This is a genomic window from Pseudomonas sp. GD03875, assembly GCF_029840585.1.
GTDB classification, from domain to species: Bacteria; Pseudomonadota; Gammaproteobacteria; order Pseudomonadales; family Pseudomonadaceae; genus Aquipseudomonas; species Aquipseudomonas paralcaligenes.
On record NZ_JAOCCV010000023.1, the window covers coordinates 16,966 to 35,589 of the forward strand.

General features: G+C 66.3%; 19 protein-coding genes and 1 pseudogene. 9 read left to right on the forward strand and 11 right to left on the reverse strand.

The features are described from left to right. Positions 1–4: 4 nt before the first annotated feature. The 5 genes from N5D30_RS18350 to N5D30_RS18370 are packed head-to-tail and all read right to left on the reverse strand — an operon-like array spanning position 5 to position 5,356. Complete coding sequence (locus tag N5D30_RS18350; protein WP_279910113.1) at positions 5–1,243, reverse strand: ABC transporter ATP-binding protein; 1,239 nt, start codon at positions 1,241–1,243, stop codon at positions 5–7. Beyond that, positions 1,243–2,040 carry an ABC transporter permease gene (locus N5D30_RS18355; RefSeq protein WP_279910114.1) on the reverse strand — a complete coding sequence of 266 codons (798 nt, stop codon included), beginning with the start codon at positions 2,038–2,040 and terminating at the stop codon, positions 1,243–1,245. The genes N5D30_RS18350 and N5D30_RS18355 overlap by 1 nt, the downstream gene beginning before the upstream one ends. Further along, complete coding sequence (locus tag N5D30_RS18360; RefSeq protein WP_279910116.1) at positions 2,040–3,467, reverse strand: mannose-1-phosphate guanylyltransferase/mannose-6-phosphate isomerase; 1,428 nt, start codon at positions 3,465–3,467, stop codon at positions 2,040–2,042. The genes N5D30_RS18355 and N5D30_RS18360 overlap by 1 nt, the downstream gene beginning before the upstream one ends. 3 nt (positions 3,468–3,470) lie before the next feature. Further along, complete coding sequence (gene gmd, locus N5D30_RS18365; RefSeq protein WP_279910117.1) at positions 3,471–4,445, reverse strand: GDP-mannose 4,6-dehydratase; 975 nt, start codon at positions 4,443–4,445, stop codon at positions 3,471–3,473. Beyond that, positions 4,442–5,356 (reverse strand): GDP-mannose 4,6-dehydratase, encoded by a 915-nt coding sequence (locus N5D30_RS18370; protein ID WP_279910118.1) that lies wholly within the window; start codon positions 5,354–5,356, stop codon positions 4,442–4,444. The genes gmd and N5D30_RS18370 overlap by 4 nt, the downstream gene beginning before the upstream one ends. Here N5D30_RS18370 and N5D30_RS18375 point away from each other — a divergent pair. Beyond that, a complete protein-coding gene (locus N5D30_RS18375; RefSeq protein WP_279910119.1) occupies positions 5,351–5,509 on the forward strand; it encodes a hypothetical protein in 159 nt (52 codons plus the stop codon). The genes N5D30_RS18370 and N5D30_RS18375 overlap by 6 nt on opposite strands. 84 nt (positions 5,510–5,593) lie before the next feature. On the opposite strand, the gene N5D30_RS18380 is transcribed toward N5D30_RS18375, so the two are convergent. Together N5D30_RS18380 and N5D30_RS18385 are read right to left on the reverse strand one after the other, a co-directional pair. Then, the gene (locus tag N5D30_RS18380; RefSeq protein WP_279910120.1) at positions 5,594–6,007 is read right to left on the reverse strand and encodes a divergent PAP2 family protein; all 414 of its coding nucleotides are present in this window, start codon (positions 6,005–6,007) and stop codon (positions 5,594–5,596) included. Between the two features lie 13 nt (positions 6,008–6,020). After that, a pseudogene (locus tag N5D30_RS18385) lies at positions 6,021–6,902 on the reverse strand (decaprenyl-phosphate phosphoribosyltransferase); the annotation flags it as partial. 21 nt (positions 6,903–6,923) lie between these two features. Between N5D30_RS18385 and N5D30_RS18390 the strand changes: the two are divergent. The 6 genes from N5D30_RS18390 to aroE all read left to right on the forward strand — a co-directional run bounded on the left by N5D30_RS18390 (position 6,924) and on the right by aroE (position 12,679). Further along, the gene (locus tag N5D30_RS18390; protein ID WP_279910121.1) at positions 6,924–7,331 is read left to right on the forward strand and encodes a GtrA family protein; all 408 of its coding nucleotides are present in this window, start codon (positions 6,924–6,926) and stop codon (positions 7,329–7,331) included. Continuing rightward, complete coding sequence (locus N5D30_RS18395; protein ID WP_279910122.1) at positions 7,325–8,626, forward strand: FAD-binding oxidoreductase; 1,302 nt, start codon at positions 7,325–7,327, stop codon at positions 8,624–8,626. The genes N5D30_RS18390 and N5D30_RS18395 overlap by 7 nt, the downstream gene beginning before the upstream one ends. A 5-nt stretch (positions 8,627–8,631) precedes the next feature. After that, positions 8,632–9,369, forward strand: a complete 738-nt coding sequence (locus tag N5D30_RS18400) for an SDR family oxidoreductase (protein WP_279910123.1) — start codon at positions 8,632–8,634, stop codon at positions 9,367–9,369. A gap of 5 nt (positions 9,370–9,374) precedes the next feature. Further along, positions 9,375–10,811, forward strand: coding sequence for a hypothetical protein (locus N5D30_RS18405; RefSeq protein WP_279910124.1), 1,437 nt, complete (start codon positions 9,375–9,377; stop codon positions 10,809–10,811). Positions 10,812–10,881: 70 nt separating this feature from the next. Beyond that, positions 10,882–11,796, forward strand: coding sequence for an oxygen-dependent coproporphyrinogen oxidase (hemF, locus tag N5D30_RS18410; RefSeq protein WP_220812640.1), 915 nt, complete (start codon positions 10,882–10,884; stop codon positions 11,794–11,796). Positions 11,797–11,860: 64 nt separating this feature from the next. Beyond that, positions 11,861–12,679 carry a shikimate dehydrogenase gene (gene aroE / locus N5D30_RS18415; protein WP_279910126.1) on the forward strand — a complete coding sequence of 273 codons (819 nt, stop codon included), beginning with the start codon at positions 11,861–11,863 and terminating at the stop codon, positions 12,677–12,679. A gap of 104 nt (positions 12,680–12,783) precedes the next feature. On the opposite strand, the gene N5D30_RS18420 is transcribed toward aroE, so the two are convergent. From N5D30_RS18420 to N5D30_RS18435, 4 genes are all read right to left on the reverse strand, one after another. Further along, positions 12,784–14,010: a spore maturation protein gene (locus N5D30_RS18420; RefSeq protein WP_279910127.1), complete on the reverse strand. Its 1,227-nt coding sequence runs from the start codon at positions 14,008–14,010 to the stop codon at positions 12,784–12,786. A gap of 365 nt (positions 14,011–14,375) precedes the next feature. Continuing rightward, entirely contained in the window at positions 14,376–14,537 is a 162-nt protein-coding gene (locus tag N5D30_RS18425) for a DUF1328 domain-containing protein (protein WP_192313808.1), read from the reverse strand. Between the two features lie 17 nt (positions 14,538–14,554). Further along, on the reverse strand, positions 14,555–14,707 hold the full coding sequence (locus tag N5D30_RS18430) for a hypothetical protein (RefSeq protein ID WP_220812637.1): 153 nt from the start codon (positions 14,705–14,707) through the stop codon (positions 14,555–14,557). A 33-nt stretch (positions 14,708–14,740) separates the two neighbouring features. Continuing rightward, entirely contained in the window at positions 14,741–15,184 is a 444-nt protein-coding gene (locus N5D30_RS18435; protein WP_279910128.1) for a PA2169 family four-helix-bundle protein, read from the reverse strand. A gap of 233 nt (positions 15,185–15,417) precedes the next feature. Here N5D30_RS18435 and algB point away from each other — a divergent pair, with 233 nt between their 5' ends. Further along, a complete protein-coding gene (gene algB / locus N5D30_RS18440) occupies positions 15,418–16,770 on the forward strand; it encodes a sigma-54-dependent response regulator transcription factor AlgB (protein WP_220812635.1) in 1,353 nt (450 codons plus the stop codon). A gap of 13 nt (positions 16,771–16,783) precedes the next feature. Next, positions 16,784–18,580 carry an ATP-binding protein gene (locus tag N5D30_RS18445; protein WP_279910129.1) on the forward strand — a complete coding sequence of 599 codons (1,797 nt, stop codon included), beginning with the start codon at positions 16,784–16,786 and terminating at the stop codon, positions 18,578–18,580. Positions 18,581–18,624: the final 44 nt, after the last annotated feature.

The window sequence follows — 18,624 nt, forward strand, 5'->3', positions numbered from 1 at the left end:
AGGCTCAGACTTCGGCCGTTGCCTGACGTTGGATGCTGAGCTCGGCATCCAGTGAGGCACAGCCGACGAAGTCGGGTTTGTTGATGTTGATAACATGGAAGACCAGAGCGAAGTCGCGCCACTCGTAGTTGGTGTCCAGGTGCGAGTCGAAGCGCGACAGGGATAGGGCGATGGAGTAATTGCCCTTGCCCAGGTTCGCCGGGAAGGCGAAGCGGTAGACCACGCGCTCGCCGGCCGAGAGGTTCTCGAGCTCCCTGTGGATCCGATGGGTGTTGATGCCGTAGATCGCCTGCCCCATGCGGTCCTTGATCATGAAACCGAGGATCAGTCGCGGAATCGGCTTGTGGATGTCGACCGTCACCTCCAGCGTGGTCTGGCTGCCGACTTCCACCACGTCCACGCGCTTGCCTTGGGCGTTGAGCAGGGCGACATCGGCGAAGCCGGCCTCGCCGGTGCCCGAGATGGTGCGGATCTTGCCGTTGTCGAGCCGCTCCTGACGCACGGTCTGTTGCTCCCGTTCGGCCAGCATGGCGCTGTAGAAGTCCATCACCTCTTCGGGGGCGCCTTCCAGGGCGAGACGACCCTGGGCCAGGAGGATGGCCCGGTCGCAGAGATTCTGGATGGCCTGGCGGTCGTGCGAGACGATCAGCAGCGTGGTGCCCAGGCTGCGGAATTCGCGGATGCGCCCGAAGCTCTTGTGCTGGAAGTAGGCGTCACCCACCGACAGTGCCTCGTCGATGATCAGCACGTCTGGACGGCGCGCAGTGGCGACGCTGAAGGCCAGGCGCATCTGCATGCCGCTGGAGTAGGTGCGCACCGGCTGGTCGATATAGGCGCCGATCTCGGCGAAGGCCTCTATCTCCGGCATCAGCGCCTGCAGCTCCTCGACGGTCAGCCCCAGCAGCTGCCCCGCCATGAACACGTTCTGGCGCCCGGTGAAGTCCGGGTGGAAGCCCATGCCCAGTTCGAGCAGACCAGCCACGCGGCCCTGGATGTGAATCTGGCCGGCAGTGGGCTGGGTGGTGCCGGTGATCATCTTCAGCAAGGTGCTCTTGCCCGCGCCGTTGATGCCGACGATGCCCAGTGCCTGGCCGGGTTCGACGCTGAACGATACGTCCTGCAGGACCCACTTCAGCCGATGGCGTTGCTTCGAGAAGGGCACCAGCCATTCCGCCAAACGAGACCAGCGGTTGGGATATTCCTTGTATGCCTTGCCCAGTTGGGCGACTTGAATGCTGCCCATCAGAGTTCATCCACCATTTCGCCGGAGCGCTTGCGGAACAGGCGCAGGCCCAGTGCGCACAGCACGACGGCCAGCAGGGCGGAGGGCCAGAGCGTCGACCAGTCCGGCCACTGGCCGTAGACGAAGATGCCCTGGTAGGCGGAGATCAGCGGGAACATGGGGTTGGCCTCGATCACCGGGCGGATGCCCTCGGGCAGGATCGAGGCGGGGTAGACGATGGGTGTCAGCCAGAACCAGAACTGCAGGAGGATGCCGACGAACTGCCCGACGTCGCGGAAGAAGACGTTGAGCACACCGAGGATGATGCCCAGGCCGATGGCGAAGGCAGTCTGGATCAGCAGTACCGGGATCACGCCCAGGATCGACCAGCCGGGAAAATTGTTCGTCACCAGCAGGAAGCCCAGGAACAGGGCGAAGATGATGGCGAAGTTGAGGCTGGCGTTGAGCATCACGATCAGCGGCAGGCAGATGCGCGGGAAGCTCAGTTTCTTGATGAGGTTGGCGTGTTCCAGGAAGACCGACTGGCTGCGCCCTATGACCTCGGCGAAGAAGCCCCAGGCGAGAATGCCCGCGCACAGGTAGATGCCATAGGCCAGGCCGTTGTCCACGCCGGGCAGGCGTGCCTGCATCAGCTGGGAGAAGATGACCGTGTACACGATGATCATCGACAGCGGGTTGAGAATGGTCCAGGCCGCGCCGAACAGGGAGTTGCGGTAGCGGGTCTGGAACTCACGCTTGACGCTGCCAATGACGAAACCCCGGTAATTCCATACCGAGCGAGCCATGCCGACGGCCATCAGTTGGCCCTGCCGTATCGATCCTCGAAGCGGACGATGTCGTCCTCTCCCAGGTATTCGCCGCTCTGCACCTCGATCATCACCAGGTCGATCACGCCCGGGTTCTCCAGGCGGTGCTTGTGCCCTGCAGGGATAAAGGTCGACTCGTTGCAGCTGATCAGCAGCGGGTCGCCGCCGTTGACCACCCGGGCCATGCCCTGCACGACGATCCAGTGTTCGCTGCGGTGATGGTGCATCTGCAGGGACAGGGACGCCCCCGGCTTGACCACGATCCGCTTGATCTTGAAGCGCGGGCCTTCCTCGAGGACGGTGTAGGTGCCCCAGGGGCGCGACACGGTCCGGTGGAGGCGGTAGGCCTCGTGATTCTCCAGCTTCAGGCGCTTGGCCACCTGGCGCACTTCCTGGGCGCGGTCGGCGCGGGAAACCAGGACGGCATCGGGGGTCTCGACCACGATGAGGTCGTCCACGCCGACGGTCGCGACGAGCCGGCCTTGGGTCTGCACGTAGGTGTTACGGCTGTCGACGAAGAGGCAGGCGCCTTGGGCGCGGTTGCCGTCCGTGTCGGGCTCGACCAGCTCGGCCAGCGCCTTCCACGAGCCGATGTCGCTCCAGTCGAAGCGGGCCGGCACCACCGCGACCCGTGCGGATTTTTCCATCACCGCGTAGTCGATGGAAATGTCGGGCAGCGCGGCGAAGCTGGCGCCGTGCAGCTCCTGCCAGGCATCGTTCGTGCCGCTCTGGGCCACGCATTCGCGGGCCTGGGCGAGCAGCTCGGGAGCGTGTTCCTGCAGTTCGCGGATCAGGCTGCCGGCGGTGAAGCAGAACATGCCGGAGTTCCACAGGAAGCGACCGCTGTCGAGATAGGTCTGGGCAGTGGCGGCGTCGGGCTTCTCGACGAAGCGCAGCACCTTGCAGCCGCAGTTCTCGTCCAGCGCTTCGCCTGCCTCGATGTAGCCGAAGCCGGTTTCGGGAGCGGTCGGGCGGATACCGTAGGTGACCAGGTAGCCTTGCTCGGCCAGCTGCACGGCGTGCCGGCTGGCCGCCTTGAAGCCATCCAGGTCATGGATCAGGTGATCGGCCGCCATCACCACCAGCACGACATCCTCGCCATGCGAGGCGGCCAGCACCAGGGCGGCGACCGCCAGGGCCGGCGCCGTGTTGCGTCCCTGGGGCTCGAGCAGGAAGCGCGAACGGCATCCCGCCAGCCTGGCCTCGGCGAAGTGGTCCTTGCTCTCGAAGTAGTGTTCGCGGTTGGTGACCGTGACGATCTCGCCGCTCGCGCCGATCAGCTCGGCGGCCCGCAGGTAGGTCTTGAGCAGCAGCGACTGGCCGTCAGGCAGGCGCATGAAGGGCTTGGGATGGTCCTCGCGCGAGACCGGCCACAGGCGGGTGCCTGCGCCTCCGGAGAGAATGACGGGAACGATCATGCCTCACTGCTCCCGGTCGACGCGGCGCAGGTCGGCCTCGACCATCATTTCGATCAGGCTGGAAAGGCTGGTCCTGGGCTTCCAGCCCAGCTGGCGCTCCGCCTTGGCCGGGTTGCCCAGCAGGATGTCCACCTCGGCCGGGCGGAAGAACTGCGGGTCGATGACCACGTGATCCTCGTAGTTTAGGCCCACGTGGCCGAAGGCCAGCTGGCACATGTCACGGACCGTGGTGGTGACACCGGTGGCCACCACGTAGTCATCCGGCTTGTCCTGCTGCAGCATCAGCCACATCGCCTCGACGTAATCGCCGGCGAAGCCCCAGTCGCGCTTGGCGTCGATATTGCCCAGGCGCAGTTCGCGCTGCTTGCCGAGCTTGATCCGGGCCACGGCATCGGTGACCTTGCGGGTCACGAACTCGATGCCGCGCAGCGGCGATTCGTGGTTGAAGAGAATGCCGCTGGAGGCGTGCAGGTCGAAGCTCTCACGGTAGTTCACGGTGATCCAGTGGCCGTAGAGCTTGGCAACGCCATAGGGGCTGCGCGGATAGAACGGCGTGTTCTCATCCTGCCGCTCGGCCTGGATCAGGCCGAACATCTCACTGGTGGAGGCCTGGTAGAAGCGGGTCTGCGGGCTGAACTGGCGGATGGCTTCCAGCAGGTGGGTCACCCCCAGACCATCGACCACGCCGGTGGTGACCGGCTGATCCCAGGAGCTGCCCACGAAGCTCTGGGCGCCCAGGTTGTAGAGTTCGTCCGGGCGGGACTTGATCACCGCTCGCTGCAGCGAGGTGGCATCGGCGAGATCGCCTTCGAGGTAGGCGATTTCCGACTCGATGCCCAGCTCGCGCAGGCGCCAGCGCGTGTCGCTGCTGCGCCGGGCCACCAGCCCGTGTACCTGATAGCCCTTGTCGAGCAGCAGTTTGGCCAGATAGGCGCCATCCTGGCCAGTAACGCCGGTGATCAATGCTGATTTTGTCATTCTTCTATTACCCGTTCTGCCCAGTCCGACAGGATCGTCGTCAGGGTCTCTTCCATCGAGATTGCTGGCGACCAGCCGGTGGCTTCCGCCAACCGGGCATGGCTGCCCTTCACTTGGCGCTGTTCCGAACGGCGCATGCGCGCAACGTCCTGGACCAGCTCTATTCTGACATCGGCCAATTCCGCCATCTGGCCGATCAGTTCCCGGACCGAGCGCTCGACTCCGGAGCAGACGTTGTAGGTCTCGCCACCCCGCCCTTTGGCGAGCAGTGCGAAATAGGCGGCGATCACGTCGCGTACATCGAGAAAATCGCGTGTTACGTCCACGTCGCCAACCTCCACAAGGGGGGGCTGTAGCCCGCGCTGCACACGGGCGATCTGGCGGGCCACACTGGAGAGCACGAAGTCCGGCTTCTGGCCGGCGCCGACATGGTTGAACGGACGGGCCACCATGACGCGCCATCCCTCGCTGATGCCCCATTGCAGGCACAGGTGCTCGGCCGCCAGCTTGCTGACCGCATAGGGGTTGCGGGGCACGGGCAGCTGGGTTTCGCGGATGGGCAGGTCTGCTGGCTCGACCTGTCCATAGACGTCGCCCGAGCTGACATACAGGAAGGTGCCGTCGAAGCCGCCGGCCTTGAGGGCCTGGAGCAGGTTGAGTGTGCCGAGGAGATTGACTTCGAGCGTGCGTGCCGGATCGCGGAAGGCCTCGGGTACGAATGTCTGGCCGGCCAGATGGATGACCGCATCGGGGCGCTGGGCGCACCAGTCAGCGAGGCTCTCCGGATGCGTGAGATCGAAGTCTTCGGGCGGTGGCAGCAGGCGCCATGCGGAGTCGGCAGACTCCAGATGCGCTTGCAGATGCCCGCCGACGAAGCCGGTGAGTCCGGTAAGCAGTAATTTCTTTTGCACGACGACCTCTTTGCTCCGACCATCCTGGCGGGAATGGATCATTCAGCAGCGTTTGCCCGACTGGAACACCAGAATCCCTCGGTGGGCCGCTCTTTTAATTTTGCGCAACAATCTGAAAGAAAAGACGCGGCGACACAACTGGAAAAAGCGTGACCGGCCAGTTCTGTGGCTTGGCGCTCTTTTCCAGCAGAATCGGCGCCAGATTGCCGGCGCTTCGGAACATGTTTCATGGATTGATCAGAGCAGCCTTTGCACCGCGAAGGCCACTGCCGCGCCTACCGCCAGGCCGGCGATGATCTCGACCTTGCTGTGGCCCATTCGTTCACGCAGCACTTTCTTTTCCGGCTCGCTCTTGCCCAGCCGATTGATCGCCTCGGCGTGCAGGCCGACCTGGCGCCGCAGGCTGTTGGCGTCCAGCAGGACGATGAAGGCCAGGGTCAGGGCGACGCCGAAGGCAGGATGGCCGATGCCTTCGCGCAGGGCGATCAGGGCGGCCATGCTGCTCACGATCGCGCTGTGGTTGCTCGGCAACCCGCCGTAGCCGATCAGGCCGAAGGCCGGTCGACCGGCCTTCAGGCTGTTGATGGCGAACTTCAGCGAGCCGGCCGTCAGCCAGGCGGCAAAGGGGGTGATCAGGTAGGCAAGATCCATGGACGGCCTCCGCTTACAGCGACCAGGCGCAGGCGCCGGCCCACAGCAGGGCGACCAGCATCAGCTGCCAGTCAGTGAGGAGCGCGTCGGTGGGCGACTCGCCACCGCCCTGTTCCACCACAAACCAGTAGCGGAACAGGCCATAGAGCACCAGGGGAATACTGATGATCAGCTCGGGGCGGCCGGTGATGACGAACAGGCTGTAGAACAGCAGGGCACCGATGGCCGACATCTCGGCATAGCGGTCCACCAGCGTAATGGAATAGTGGCGCAGGACTTCCCGGCTCTCGCTGCCGTTGCTGCTCAGCTCCTGGCGGCGCTTGATCGAGGCCAGGTAGAGGGCCAGGCACAGAGTGGTGACGAACATCCACCCCGACACCGGCACCGACAGCGCCATGGCGCCGGCATACACACGCAGGACGAAACCCAGGGCGATGGTGAAGATATCCAGCACCGGCTGGTGCTTGAGCACGAAGGTGTAGGCGAGGTTGAGCAGCAGGTAGCCGAGGATCACATGGACCACTTCGGGGAAGTGGAACCAGGCGGCCACCAGGGCTCCATACAGCACGGCCAGCAGGACCAGGGCGGCCTGGGGCGTGACCAGACCCGAGGCCAGCGGGCGGGTCAGGGATTTGCGCGGGTGTCGGCGGTCGTGCTCGATGTCGTGCAGATCGTTGACGATGTAGGTCGCCGAAGACGCGATGCAGAACAGGCCAGCCGCAATCAGCGCCGCAACGATGGAGTCGGGGTCGTGGAACTCGCCGGAAAACAACAGGGGCGCGAGGACGAACGCATTCTTCACCCACTGGCGTGGGCGCATCAGCGCCAGGAGTCCTTTCAGCCGGGCTAGAGGGGAGTGGGTCCGTGAGGTAGCATGCATGCCATTTAACTCCGCATGGCTTCTAGTTGGTTCTTGATGAGAATTGCGCTGATCTACTCGTTACTGGCCGCGATCGCAACCGTAACCAATATCTTTTCCCAGGATCTGGTCGTCAGGGCCTATCACGGCCCCTATGCCATCCTGCTATCAGTGCTGGTGGGGACGGGGGTGGGGCTCATTGTCAAATACGTGCTGGATAAACGCTACATCTTTAGTTTCACCGCGCGAAATATCGCGCACGATGGGCGCGTTTTCCTTATGTATACGCTCATGGGACTGGTCACCACCGTGATCTTCTGGGGCTTCGAGTTCGGTTTCCATCATCTGTTCGAGAGCAAGGAAATGCGTTATCTCGGCGGCGTCATCGGCCTGGCCATCGGCTATTACGCCAAATACCTGCTGGACCGTCGGTTCGTGTTTCCCAAGGAGTCGACGCCATGCTGATCAGCGGCTGGGGGCGATACCCGACCATCGACGCGCAGCTGCAGGAGCTGACCACCCCGACCCGCGCCGCCGAGCATCTGGCGGCCGATGGTCCGGTGATCGCCCGCGGCATGGGGCGCAGCTATGGCGACAGCGCCCTGGCTCCCCATATTCTCTCGACCCGCTCGCTCGACCGTCTGCATGCGTTCGACCCTGACGAGGGCACGGTCGATTGCGATGCCGGGGTGACCCTGGCCGAGCTGATCGATGTCTTCCTGCCGCGCGGCTGGTTCCTGCCGGTGACGCCCGGGACGCGCTTCGTCAGCGTCGGCGGCGCCATTGCCAGCGACGTGCATGGCAAGAACCACCACCTCGACGGCTGTTTCAGCGCCTTCGTCGATTCCTTCGACCTGCTGACCGCCAGCGGTGAGGTGCTTACCTGCTCCGCCGACAGCCACGCCGAACTGTTCCGCGCCACCTGTGGCGGCATGGGCCTGACCGGCGTGATTCTGCGGGCCCGCCTGCGCTTGCGTCGGGTGCACAGCGCCTTCATCGACCAGGTCACGCTCAAGGCCGCCAACCTGGACGAAGCGCTCGACCTCTTCGAGGCCCATGGCGCCAGCACCTATTCGGTGGCCTGGATCGACTGCCTGGCGAGCGGCGAATCGCTGGGGCGCTCGCTGCTCATGCTGGGCGAGCACGCCCGTAACGGCGCCCTCGACCTGGCGCCGTCGCGAACCCTGGGGGTGCCGGTCGACATGCCCGGCATGCTGCTCAACCGCCATTCGATCAGGGCGTTCAACAGCCTGTATTTCCACCGCATCCGCCAGCCCCGCACGGAGCAGCGCATCGACTACCGGCCGTTCTTCTACCCGCTGGACGGCATCGCCCAATGGAACCGTCTGTATGGCCGCGACGGCTTCCTCCAGTACCAGTTCGTGATCCCCCGCGAGGCGGGACGCGAGGGCATGAGGGCGATTCTCCAGCGCATCGCGGCCTCGGGGCGCGGCTCGTTCCTGGCCGTGCTCAAGGCCTTCGGCGCGGCCAACGACAACCCGCTGTCATTCCCGATCGAGGGCTACACCCTGGCGCTGGATTTCAAGAACGAGCGCGGCCTGACGGCACTGCTGGACGAGCTGGACCGCATGGTCCTGGCCCACGGTGGCCGCCTCTACCTCACCAAGGATGCGCGGATGAGCGCGGAAACCTTCCGCCAGAGCTATCCGCGCTGGGAAGAATTCCAGGCGCTGCGCGAGCGCTACGGCGCCCTGGGCAGATTCGTATCGCTGCAAGCACAACGACTGGGACTGGAATGACCACCATGCAGAAACTGCTGATCATCGGCGCCACCTCCGCCATTGCCGAGGCCACCGCTCGCCGCTTCGCCCGGCGCGGCTGCCACCTCCACCTGCTGGGGCGCAACGGCGAACGCCTGGCCAGCCTGGCGGAAGACCTGAAGGTACGTGGCGCCGGCGCCGCGAGCCACGCCTTCTTTGACGCCAACGATCTGGACAGCCATCCCGCCGTGCTGGAAGCCGCCATCGCCGAACTGGGCGGGCTGGACATGGTGCTGATTGCCCACGGCACCTTGGGCGACCAGAAGGCCTGCGAGCAGAGCGTCGAGCTGACGCTGCAGGAGCTGAAGACCAACGCCCTGAGCGTGATCGGCCTGCTCACCTCGCTGGCGAACCATTTCGAGAACCAGGGCCACGGCACCATCGCCGTGATCGGCTCGGTGGCCGGCGACCGCGGCCGCCAGTCCAACTACGTCTACGGCACGGCCAAGGGCGCGCTGGCGCTGTTCCTGCAGGGACTGCGCAACCGCCTGAGCAAGCGCGGCGTGCAGGTGCTGACGATCAAGCCCGGCTTCGTCGACACGCCGATGACCGCGGCCTTTCCCAAGGGGCCGCTGTGGGCGACCCCGGACAAGGTCGCCGGAGACATCGAGAAGGCCATCGACAAGCGCCGCGACGTGCTCTACACGCCGGGCTTCTGGGGCCTGATCATGCTGATCATCAAGAGCGTTCCGGAGACGATCTTCAAGCGACTGTCGCTTTGATCCCGATGAGAAGGGCCGCGTTCGGCCTGCTGCTGCTCGCCTGGTTGCTGGTGCTGGTCAAGATCGCCGCGCCGCAGCTGACCCAGGCCTTCCAGCCGGACGGCGACCTGGCCGCCGACATGCTGCTGGTGAACCAGCTGCACGCCGACGGCTACCTGTTCACCGGGCACTACTCGCGCTTCGGCTTCAATCACCCCGGCCCATCTTTCATCTATATGAACGCGCTGTTCGAGCAGATCGGCGCTGCCGTGGGCATGCCGCGGGCGAACGCCTGGTTCCTGTCCAGCCTGGCGTTCAACTTCGGGTTCCTCCTGCTGATTGCCTGGGCGACGGCGCGACTGTTCGAGCGTCGCCTGTCGCTCGCGGCCCTGGCCGCCGTGGTGCCGCTGTCCATCCTGCTGGGAAGCACGCTGGCCAACTTCTGGATGCCCTATCGGCTGGTCCTGCCCTTTGCCGCCTTCTTCCTGACGGTGGTGTTGGTCGCCGCCAGGGGCACACGTTTCCTGCCGCTGGCGATGGCCCTGGCCTGCCTGCTGATCCATGGCTACGTCACCATGCCGGTCTTCACCTTGCCACTGGTACTGCTGGCGACCCTGTTCCAGCTGTGGCAAACGGATTGGCGGCTGGCGCCGCATGGGCGCTGGCTGCTGATCGCCCTGGGCATCGGCGCGTTGTTCCTCCTGCCCCTCGTGCTGGACAGCCTGGTCAGTCCGCAGCCCAACCTGCAGCGTATCCTCGAAACGCAATCCCATCTTGCGGGAGCCGAACATCCCACCCTGGCAGAGTCGCTGGCCTATGCCCTGTCGTACTGGCAAGCCACCCTGCTCTTTCTCGTTCCTGCCGCCCTGGCGTTTCTGCTCCGGGTCCGCAGGATCAGCCGCGCCGACCGCAGGCTACTGCTCTACGCGATAGCCCTGGCGGCGCTCGTCAGCGTTCTGTTTGTCCTGTATCACCTGACCGTACCCCGGCCGCTCCACCCCTTCATGGGCAGCTACTACCAGGGCGTGCCCCTGGCGATCACCGTGCTGCTGCTCTATGTGGCGCTCTGCAGCCTGCCACGACCGGGCGCGAGTGCATTGCTCGCGGGAGCGCTGCTGGTGTGGCTGTCGACCCTGCAGATCCAGCTCATGGCACCGCGGGAAGACATACGCGAGCTTGGCGATTTCCTCGCGTCGCATTCGGGCCAGCGCGTCGTGCTCGATTATCCCGAGGGTGGTGAGCCGTTCTGGATAACGGCGGGAGGCCTGCTGCTGTACCTGAAGGACAAGGGAGTGGACGCGTGCATCGCCCGGCCCGATCTGGATTTCCTGTACACCCCGAAAGGGGTATGCCGCGAGAAGGCCGATGTCCGCCTGCAGCGGGCCGATCAGTGCGCGCCCGGTTGCCTGGTCACCAGCGGCGGACTGGCACTGGCGCCAGCCGTTCCCCGCCAGGGCGGATGACGCCCGGGGTCGGCAAGCGCTGCACCAGTGGTATGCTGCCCGCCTCTTCTGACCCGCCCGGAACCATGCCGTGACCGAACGCACCCAGGCCGTGAAGGCCTACCTGCTCGACCTGCAGGACCGTATCTGCGCCGCCCTCGAAGCTGAGGACGGTTCCGCCCGCTTCTTCGAGGATGCCTGGGAGCGCCCCGCCGGTGGCGGCGGGCGTACCCGGGTGATCGAGAACGGCGCCCTGATCGAGAAGGGCGGCGTCAACTTCTCCCATGTCTTCGGCGACAGCCTGCCGCCGTCGGCCAGCGCCCACCGGCCCGAACTGGCCGGCCGTGGCTTCGAGGCCATGGGCGTGTCGCTGGTGATCCATCCGGAAAACCCGCACGTGCCCACCTCCCACGCCAACGTCCGCCTGTTCAGCGCGGAGAAGGCCGGCGAGGAGCCGGTCTGGTGGTTCGGCGGCGGTTTCGATCTGACGCCCTACTACGCCGTCGAGGAAGACTGCGTGTACTGGCACCAGGTCGCCCGTGAGGCCTGCGCGCCCTTCGGCGCGGATGTCTATCCACGGTTCAAGGAGTGGTGTGACCGCTATTTCCACCTCAAGCACCGCGGCGAGCCGCGCGGCATCGGCGGGCTGTTCTTCGACGACCTCAACGAGTGGGACTTCGATACCAGTTTCGCCTTCCTGCGAGCCGTGGGCGACGCCTACATCAAGGCCTACCTGCCGATCATCCAGCGCCGCAAGGCCACGCCCTTCACCGAGGCGCAGCGCGAGTTCCAGGCCTTCCGCCGCGGACGCTACGTCGAGTTCAACCTGGTGTTCGACCGCGGCACCCTGTTCGGCCTGCAGTCCGGCGGGCGCACCGAGTCCATCCTCATGTCCCTGCCGCCGCACGTGCGCTGGGGCTATGACTGGAAGCCCGAGCCGGGCACCGCGGAAGCGCGCCTGACCGACTACTTCCTCCAGGACCGCGACTGGCTGGCCGGCGCGTAGAGCGGGTGCAACCCGCGTATCCGTGGCGCGGGTTGCACCCGCCCTGCTCACAGAAGGACATGCAATGGACCGTTACGGCGTGTTCGGCAACCCCATCGGCCACAGCAAGTCGCCGCTGATTCATCGTCTGTTCGCCGAACAGACCGGCCAGGACCTGAGCTACGAGGCGCTGCTGGCGCCGCTGGACGACTTCGCCGGCTACGCCCGCGCGTTCTTCGCCACCGGGCTGGGCGGCAACGTCACCGTGCCGTTCAAGGAGGAGGCCTTTCGCCTGGCCGACGAACTGGCCGAGCGGGCCCGCCGCGCCGGCGCGGTGAACACCCTGAAGAAGCTCGACGATGGCCGCCTGCTCGGCGACAACACCGACGGCGCCGGCCTGGTCCGCGACCTGACGGTGAACGCCGGCATCGACCTGGCCGACAAGCGGATCCTCCTGCTCGGCGCCGGTGGCGCCGTGCGCGGCGTGCTGGCGCCGATGCTGGCGCACCGGCCGCAGGCGCTGGTGATCGCCAACCGCACGGTGGAGAAGGCCGAGCAGCTGGCCCGCGAGTTCGCCGACCTGGGGCCGGTCGCGGCCAGCGGTTTCGACTGGCTGAGCGAGCCGGTCGACCTGATCGTCAACGGCACCTCGGCCAGCCTGGCCGGCGAGCTGCCGCCCCTGGAACCGAACCTGATACGGCCTGGCCACACCCTCTGCTACGACATGATGTACGGCCGGGAACCGACGGCCTTCAACCGCTGGGCGGCCGAGCAGGGCGCCGCGCGCTGCATCGACGGCCTGGGCATGCTGGTGGAGCAGGCCGCCGAGGCCTTCCTGCTGTGGCGCGGCGTGCGCCCGGACAGCGCGCCCGTGCTGGCGGAGCTGCGGCGCCAGCTGGGCTGAGCCGTAGGAGCGGGCGCTGCCTGCGAAGCGCCTTGCGGGTCTGATTCGCGGACAAGGTCCTCTCCCACAAGGTTTCGGGCAGCGGAAGAAGCGCAGGCGGGCGCTCAGCCGAAGAACCAGTAGCACACCAGGATCGAGGCAACGACGCCGACCATGTCGGCGAACAGGGCGCAGCCCACCGCGTGGCGGGCACGCTGGATGCCCACCGCGCCGAAGTACACGGCCAGCACGTAGAAGGTGGTCTCGGTGCTGCCCTGCATGGTCGCCGCCACCAGCGCCGGGAAGCTGTCCACGCCCTGGCTCTGCATGGTCTCGATCAGCATGGCCCGCGCCGCGCTGCCGGAGAAGGGCTTGACCAGGCCCGTCGGCAGGGCCTCGACGAAGCGGGTGTCCCAGCCCAGGCTCTGGACGCACCAGCGGATGCCGTCGAGCAGCACGTCGAGCGCGCCAGAGGCCCGCAGCACGCCCACCGCGCAGAGCATGGCGACCAGGTACGGCAAAAGATTTTTGGCGACCTCGAAGCCCTCCTTGGCGCCCTCGACGAAGCTCTCGTACACCGGCACCTTCTTCAGCGCGCCGAGCAGCAGGAAGCTGAGGATCAGGCCGAACAGGGTCAGGTTGCCGAGCAGCGAGGACAGGGCGGTCAGCGCCGTGGCCGAGAGGCCCGCCAGCACCGCCATGAAGGTGCCGATGGCCAGCGCGGCGCCGCCGAGCCAGGCCAGCAGTACCGGGTCCCACAGGCGCAGGCGCTGCATCACCGCCACCGACAGCAGGGCGCTGGCGCTGGACACGGCATTGGCCAGCAGGATCGGCAGGAACACCAGCGCCGGGTCCTCGGCGCCCTGCTGAGCGCGGTACATGAAGATCGACACCGGCAGCAGGACGAAGGACGAGGCGTTCATCACCATGAACAGCACCTGGGCGTTGCTCGCCGAGGTGCTGCTCGGGTTGAGTTCCTGCAGGGCCTTCATCGCGCGCAGGCCGATCGGCGTGGCGGCGTTGTCCAGGCCGAGGCCGTTGGCGGTGAAGCTGAGGGTGACCAGGCCGAGGGAGTGGTGGCCGCGCGGCACTTCCGGCATCAGCCGGGCGAACAGCGGGGACAGCAGGCGGGCCAGCATCTCGACCAGGCCGGCCTTTTCGGCGATGCGCAGGAAGCCCAGCCAGAGGGTGAGGGTGCCGAACAGCAGGATCATCACGTCGACCGACGTCCTGGCCATGGTGAACAGGCTCTCCACCATGGACGCCCACACTGTGGGGTCGCCGCCGATCCAGCGCAGCGCGGCGGCCAGTGCGGCCACCACGAAGAATCCCAGCCACAAGCCATTGAGCATCGTCAGTCCCCCCGGTCGGAGGCCGATGATAGCGGCCATGCCGGGGCGGGGCGAGCGATGCGCGGGCTGCAGATCATGAAACGAGACGTGGAAATGAACGTGGCGGAAGCGTCGACCCTCGTGAGGTGACGGCGCTTCCGCCATCGTTGCTGCCTGACCCGGTCCTTGCGGAGGCACTCCCTGTACCCCTAGGTCGCTCCGTCGGCAGAGCATCCCGACCCCCTGGTCACGCGCCTGTCCCCGCGCGGTTTTTCAAAACAAGACCTGTTGACGCATTGTCGCTCCCCGGATTGCCGCACCAACGTCACCGTTCGTGCACAACCCGTCACGTGCGTGACAAGGCGTCGACAGGCCCTGGTCGAGCGTCAGGGCGCCCGACGACCGAAGACCATGGATACGATGAACATCACCAGGAAGACCACGAAGAGAATCTTCGCGATACCCGTGGCGGTGCCGGCGATACCACCGAAGCCCAGAACCGCGGCGATGATGGCGATGATCAGGAATGTAATGGCCCAACTCAGCATGATGACGTCTCCTTCTTCTATTCAACGTTCCGGAGGCCGGCCAGGCGGTCAACCGCTGGCTCGTCCTCGGATTCGGTATCCAGACTGAAGAACATGGCCCGGCCCAGACTCAGCGCACTGCCCAGGACACCTAGCACGGCGATCAGCAACGCAAAGATCAGGGTGAGCATTTCCATTTCTCCTCTGAATGATTGGGGGCGCTTTCACGCGCCTTGGTTCAAGCTTCTTTTCAGTTCACGCATACGGTCGTGGCAGGCCCGCACCGTCGGCATCTCGGCCTCCAGCAAGGCGCGCTCCTCGGGAGCGGCTTCCGGCAGGGCCTCTTCGAAGGCTTTCAGCAGGCGGTCTTCCGTCGATTCCAGTTCGGCGACATAGGCGGCGTCGCCATCGCGGGAAAGACGCGCCTTGGTGTCCGCGTACAGCTGGCGCAACGCACCGCTGAGGGTGCCGCCTTCGGCGGGATGCTCGCTCTCCTCCGCCACTTTCAGCGCCAGCGCCTGGAGAATCCGGGTCTTGGCCTCGGCCATGTCGTGGAACACAGCCTTCAGCCGCGGGTCCTGCACCTCGGCTGCGGCGTGCTGATAGAAGCGCTCACCGTCTCGGGTGATCTCTATCAGCTCGTTGAGCACGTTGGACTGGCTGTTCATCGCGGTCTCCGCTATCCGTCTTTCGCATCGCGGGAATTTCCCGGTCTGTGATCTTTCTTTCTCAAATTGCGTGCCAGCCGTATTCGACTTAATTTTCCTTATATTTCAATAAGATAAATATCATGCAAACCAGGTGGGGCGTGCAGCATGCAGGATTGCGCAAAAATTTCCGTGCAACTTGCACGAAACTTACGACACTAACCCTCCAGGCCGACGCACCAAGAGAAGAAACGATGCAAGAAGAAGCTGCCGCCAAGGGACGCATCCTGCTGGTGGATGACGAGTCCGCGATCCTGCGTACATTCCGCTACTGCCTGGAGGATGACGGCTACGTGGTCGCCACGGCCGGCAGCGCCGCCCAGGCCGACAACCTGTTGCTGCGCCAGGTGTTCGACCTGTGCTTCCTCGACCTGCGCCTGGGCGAGGACAACGGGCTGGACCTGCTGGCGCAGATGCGCATCCAGGCGCCCTGGATGCGGGTGGTGATCGTCACCGCCCACTCCGCCGTGGACACCGCCGTCGATGCGATCCAGGCCGGCGCCGCGGACTACCTGGTCAAGCCCTGCTCGCCGGACCAGCTGCGCCTGGCCGCCGCCAAGCAGCTGGAAGTGCGCGCGCTGGCGGCGCGGCTGGAGGCGCTGGAGGGCGAGGTGCGCAAGTCCAAGGACGGCCTCGACTCGCACAGCCCGGCGATGATGGCGATCCTGGAAACCGCCCGCCAGGTCGCGACCACCGACGCCAACATCCTCATCCTCGGCGAGTCCGGCACCGGCAAGGGCGAACTGGCCCGCGCCATCCATGGCTGGAGCCGCCGCGCCAAGCGCACCTGCGTGACCATCAACTGCCCGTCGCTGACCGCCGAGCTGATGGAAAGCGAGCTGTTCGGCCATGCCCGCGGCTCCTTCACCGGCGCCAGCGAGAGCACCCAGGGCCGAGTCAGCCAGGCCGACGGCGGCACCCTGTTCCTCGACGAGATCGGCGACTTCCCGCTCACCCTGCAGCCCAAGCTGCTGCGCTTCATCCAGGACAAGGAGTACGAGCGGGTCGGCGACCCGGTCACCCGGCGCGCCGACGTGCGCATCGTCGCCGCCACCAACCTGGACCTGGACGACATGGTCCGCGAGGGCCGCTTCCGCGAGGACCTGCTCTACCGCCTCAACGTCATCACCCTCAAGCTGCCGCCGCTGCGCGAGCGCCACGAGGACGTGCTGTCCCTGGCCGAGCGCTTCCTCGCCCGCTTCGTCAGCGACTACGGCCGCCCGGCCTGCGGCTTCAGCCCAGAGGCCGTGGCCGCCCTGCAGGCCTACCACTGGCCGGGCAACATCCGCGAGCTGCGCAACGTCATCGAGCGCGCCAGCATCATCTGCCAGCAGGAGACGGTGGAAATTGTCCACCTCGGACTCGGTGGCGGTGGCGAGGCACCGAGCGGCGCCGTGCGGGTGGGGGCCTCCATGAGTCTCGAAGAGCTGGAGAAGGCCCACATCGCCGCCGTCCTGGCCAGCAGCAACACCCTGGACATGGCGGCCAAGACTCTGGGCATAGATGCTTCGACCCTCTATCGCAAACGCAAGCAGTACAACCTTTGACCATGGGGTCACCATGAAGCTGCCGATGAAGCTTCGCACCCGTCTGTTCCTGAGCATTTCCGCGCTGATCACCGTGGCGCTGATGGGCCTGCTGCTCGGGCTGTACAGCGTCACCCAGATGGCGCGCGGCCAGAGCGAGCTGATCCAGCGCGGCTTCACCGCCGTGCAGGTCGGCCAGAAGCTGCGCCAGCACCTGGGCGACGAACTGATCGTGCTGATCGACCAGAACCCGGACCCGGACGGCCTCGCGAGCATTCGCCAGGCCTTCCGCTCGACCCTCGCCGAGGGGCTCGGCGCCGACCTGGGAGAGCGCTACAAGCGTGGACTCGAGGAGGCCGCGACGCTCTACGACCAGATGGAGCAGGCGGCCGCCAGCGGTACGCCCGCCGGCGAGACGCCGCACAACCTGGCCACCCACAAGCCTTTCACCGAGGCCTTCAAGCGGTTGCGCAACCACCTGCTCGACGAGCAGGACCAGGTGGTGGAGCGGGTCATCGAGGCCGAGAAGAAGGCCGGCGAACGTTCCCAGCTGATCGCCGTGCTGCTCGCCCTCATGGGCCTGTCGGTGCTGGCGATCGGCGTGCTCACCGCCAACGGCATCGCCCGCCGCTTCGGCGCCCCCATCGACCTGCTGGCGCGGGCCGCCGACCAGGTCGGCCGCGGCCAGTACGACGTGGTGCTGCCGGTATCGCCGGTGGTCGAGCTGGCGGTGCTGAGCCGGCGCTTCGGCCTGATGACCGAGGCCCTGCACCAGTACCATTCGAGCAACCTCAACCAGCTGCTCAACAGCGAGGGCCGCCTGAAGGCGGTGCTCGACAGCATCGACGACGGCCTGGTCATCCTCGATGCCCAGGGCCGCGTCGAGCACGCCAACCCGGTGGCGCTGCGCCAGCTGTCGTGGAGCATGGAAATCCAGGACCAGCCCATCGGCCCGCTGCTGCCCGGCCACGCGGTGGACGAGGCGCTGCGCCAGGTGCTCGCCGGCGAACTGATGCGCGAGCCGCCGGCCGATCTGCAGATCGGTCGCGACGGCGAGGTGCGCCTGCTGGCCTGGGCGCTGACCCCGGTGCAGCTGCGCGAGGGCGGCAGCGTGGGGGCGGTGATGGTGCTGCGCGACGTCACCGAGCAGCGCACCTTCGAGCGGGTGCGCAACGAGTTCGTCCTGCGCGCCTCCCACGAGCTGCGCACGCCGATCACCGGCATGCACATGGCCTTCAGCCTGCTGCGCGAGCGGCTGTCGCTGGAGCCGGGCGGGCGCGAGCAGGAGCTGATGCGCACCGTCGACGAGGAAATGCGCCGGCTGGTGCAACTGATCGACGACCTGCTGGAGTTCTCGCGCTACCAGAACGGCCTGCAGACCCTGCAGCGCAACCCGTACGACCTGACCACCATGGTCGATCAGACCCACGAACGCTTCGCCGAAGAGGCGGCGGAGCGCGGCGTGACCCTCGTCTGCGAAGCCCACGAGCCGCTGCCGCGCCTCAACCTCGACGCCGGGCAACTGGAGCGGGTGCTCAACAACCTGGTCAGCAACGCTCTGCGCCACAGCAACCCAGGCGGCAAGGTGCAGCTACAGGCGCGCCGCCATGGCGAGCAGGTGATCGTCAGCGTGCAGGACGAGGGCGAAGGCATCCCCTTCGGCCAGCAGGCGCGCATCTTCGAGCCGTTCGTGCAGGTGGGGCGGCGCAAGGGCGGGGTCGGGCTGGGGCTGGCGCTGGCGCGGGAGATCGTGCAGTTGCACGGCGGCCGGCTGGGCGTCTACTCGCGTCCCGGCGAGGGCGCCAACTTCTACTTCAGCCTGCCGGTGTAACGGTCGGCGAAAGGCTGCCTGCGGCGCGATGGGTTGGGATTGCG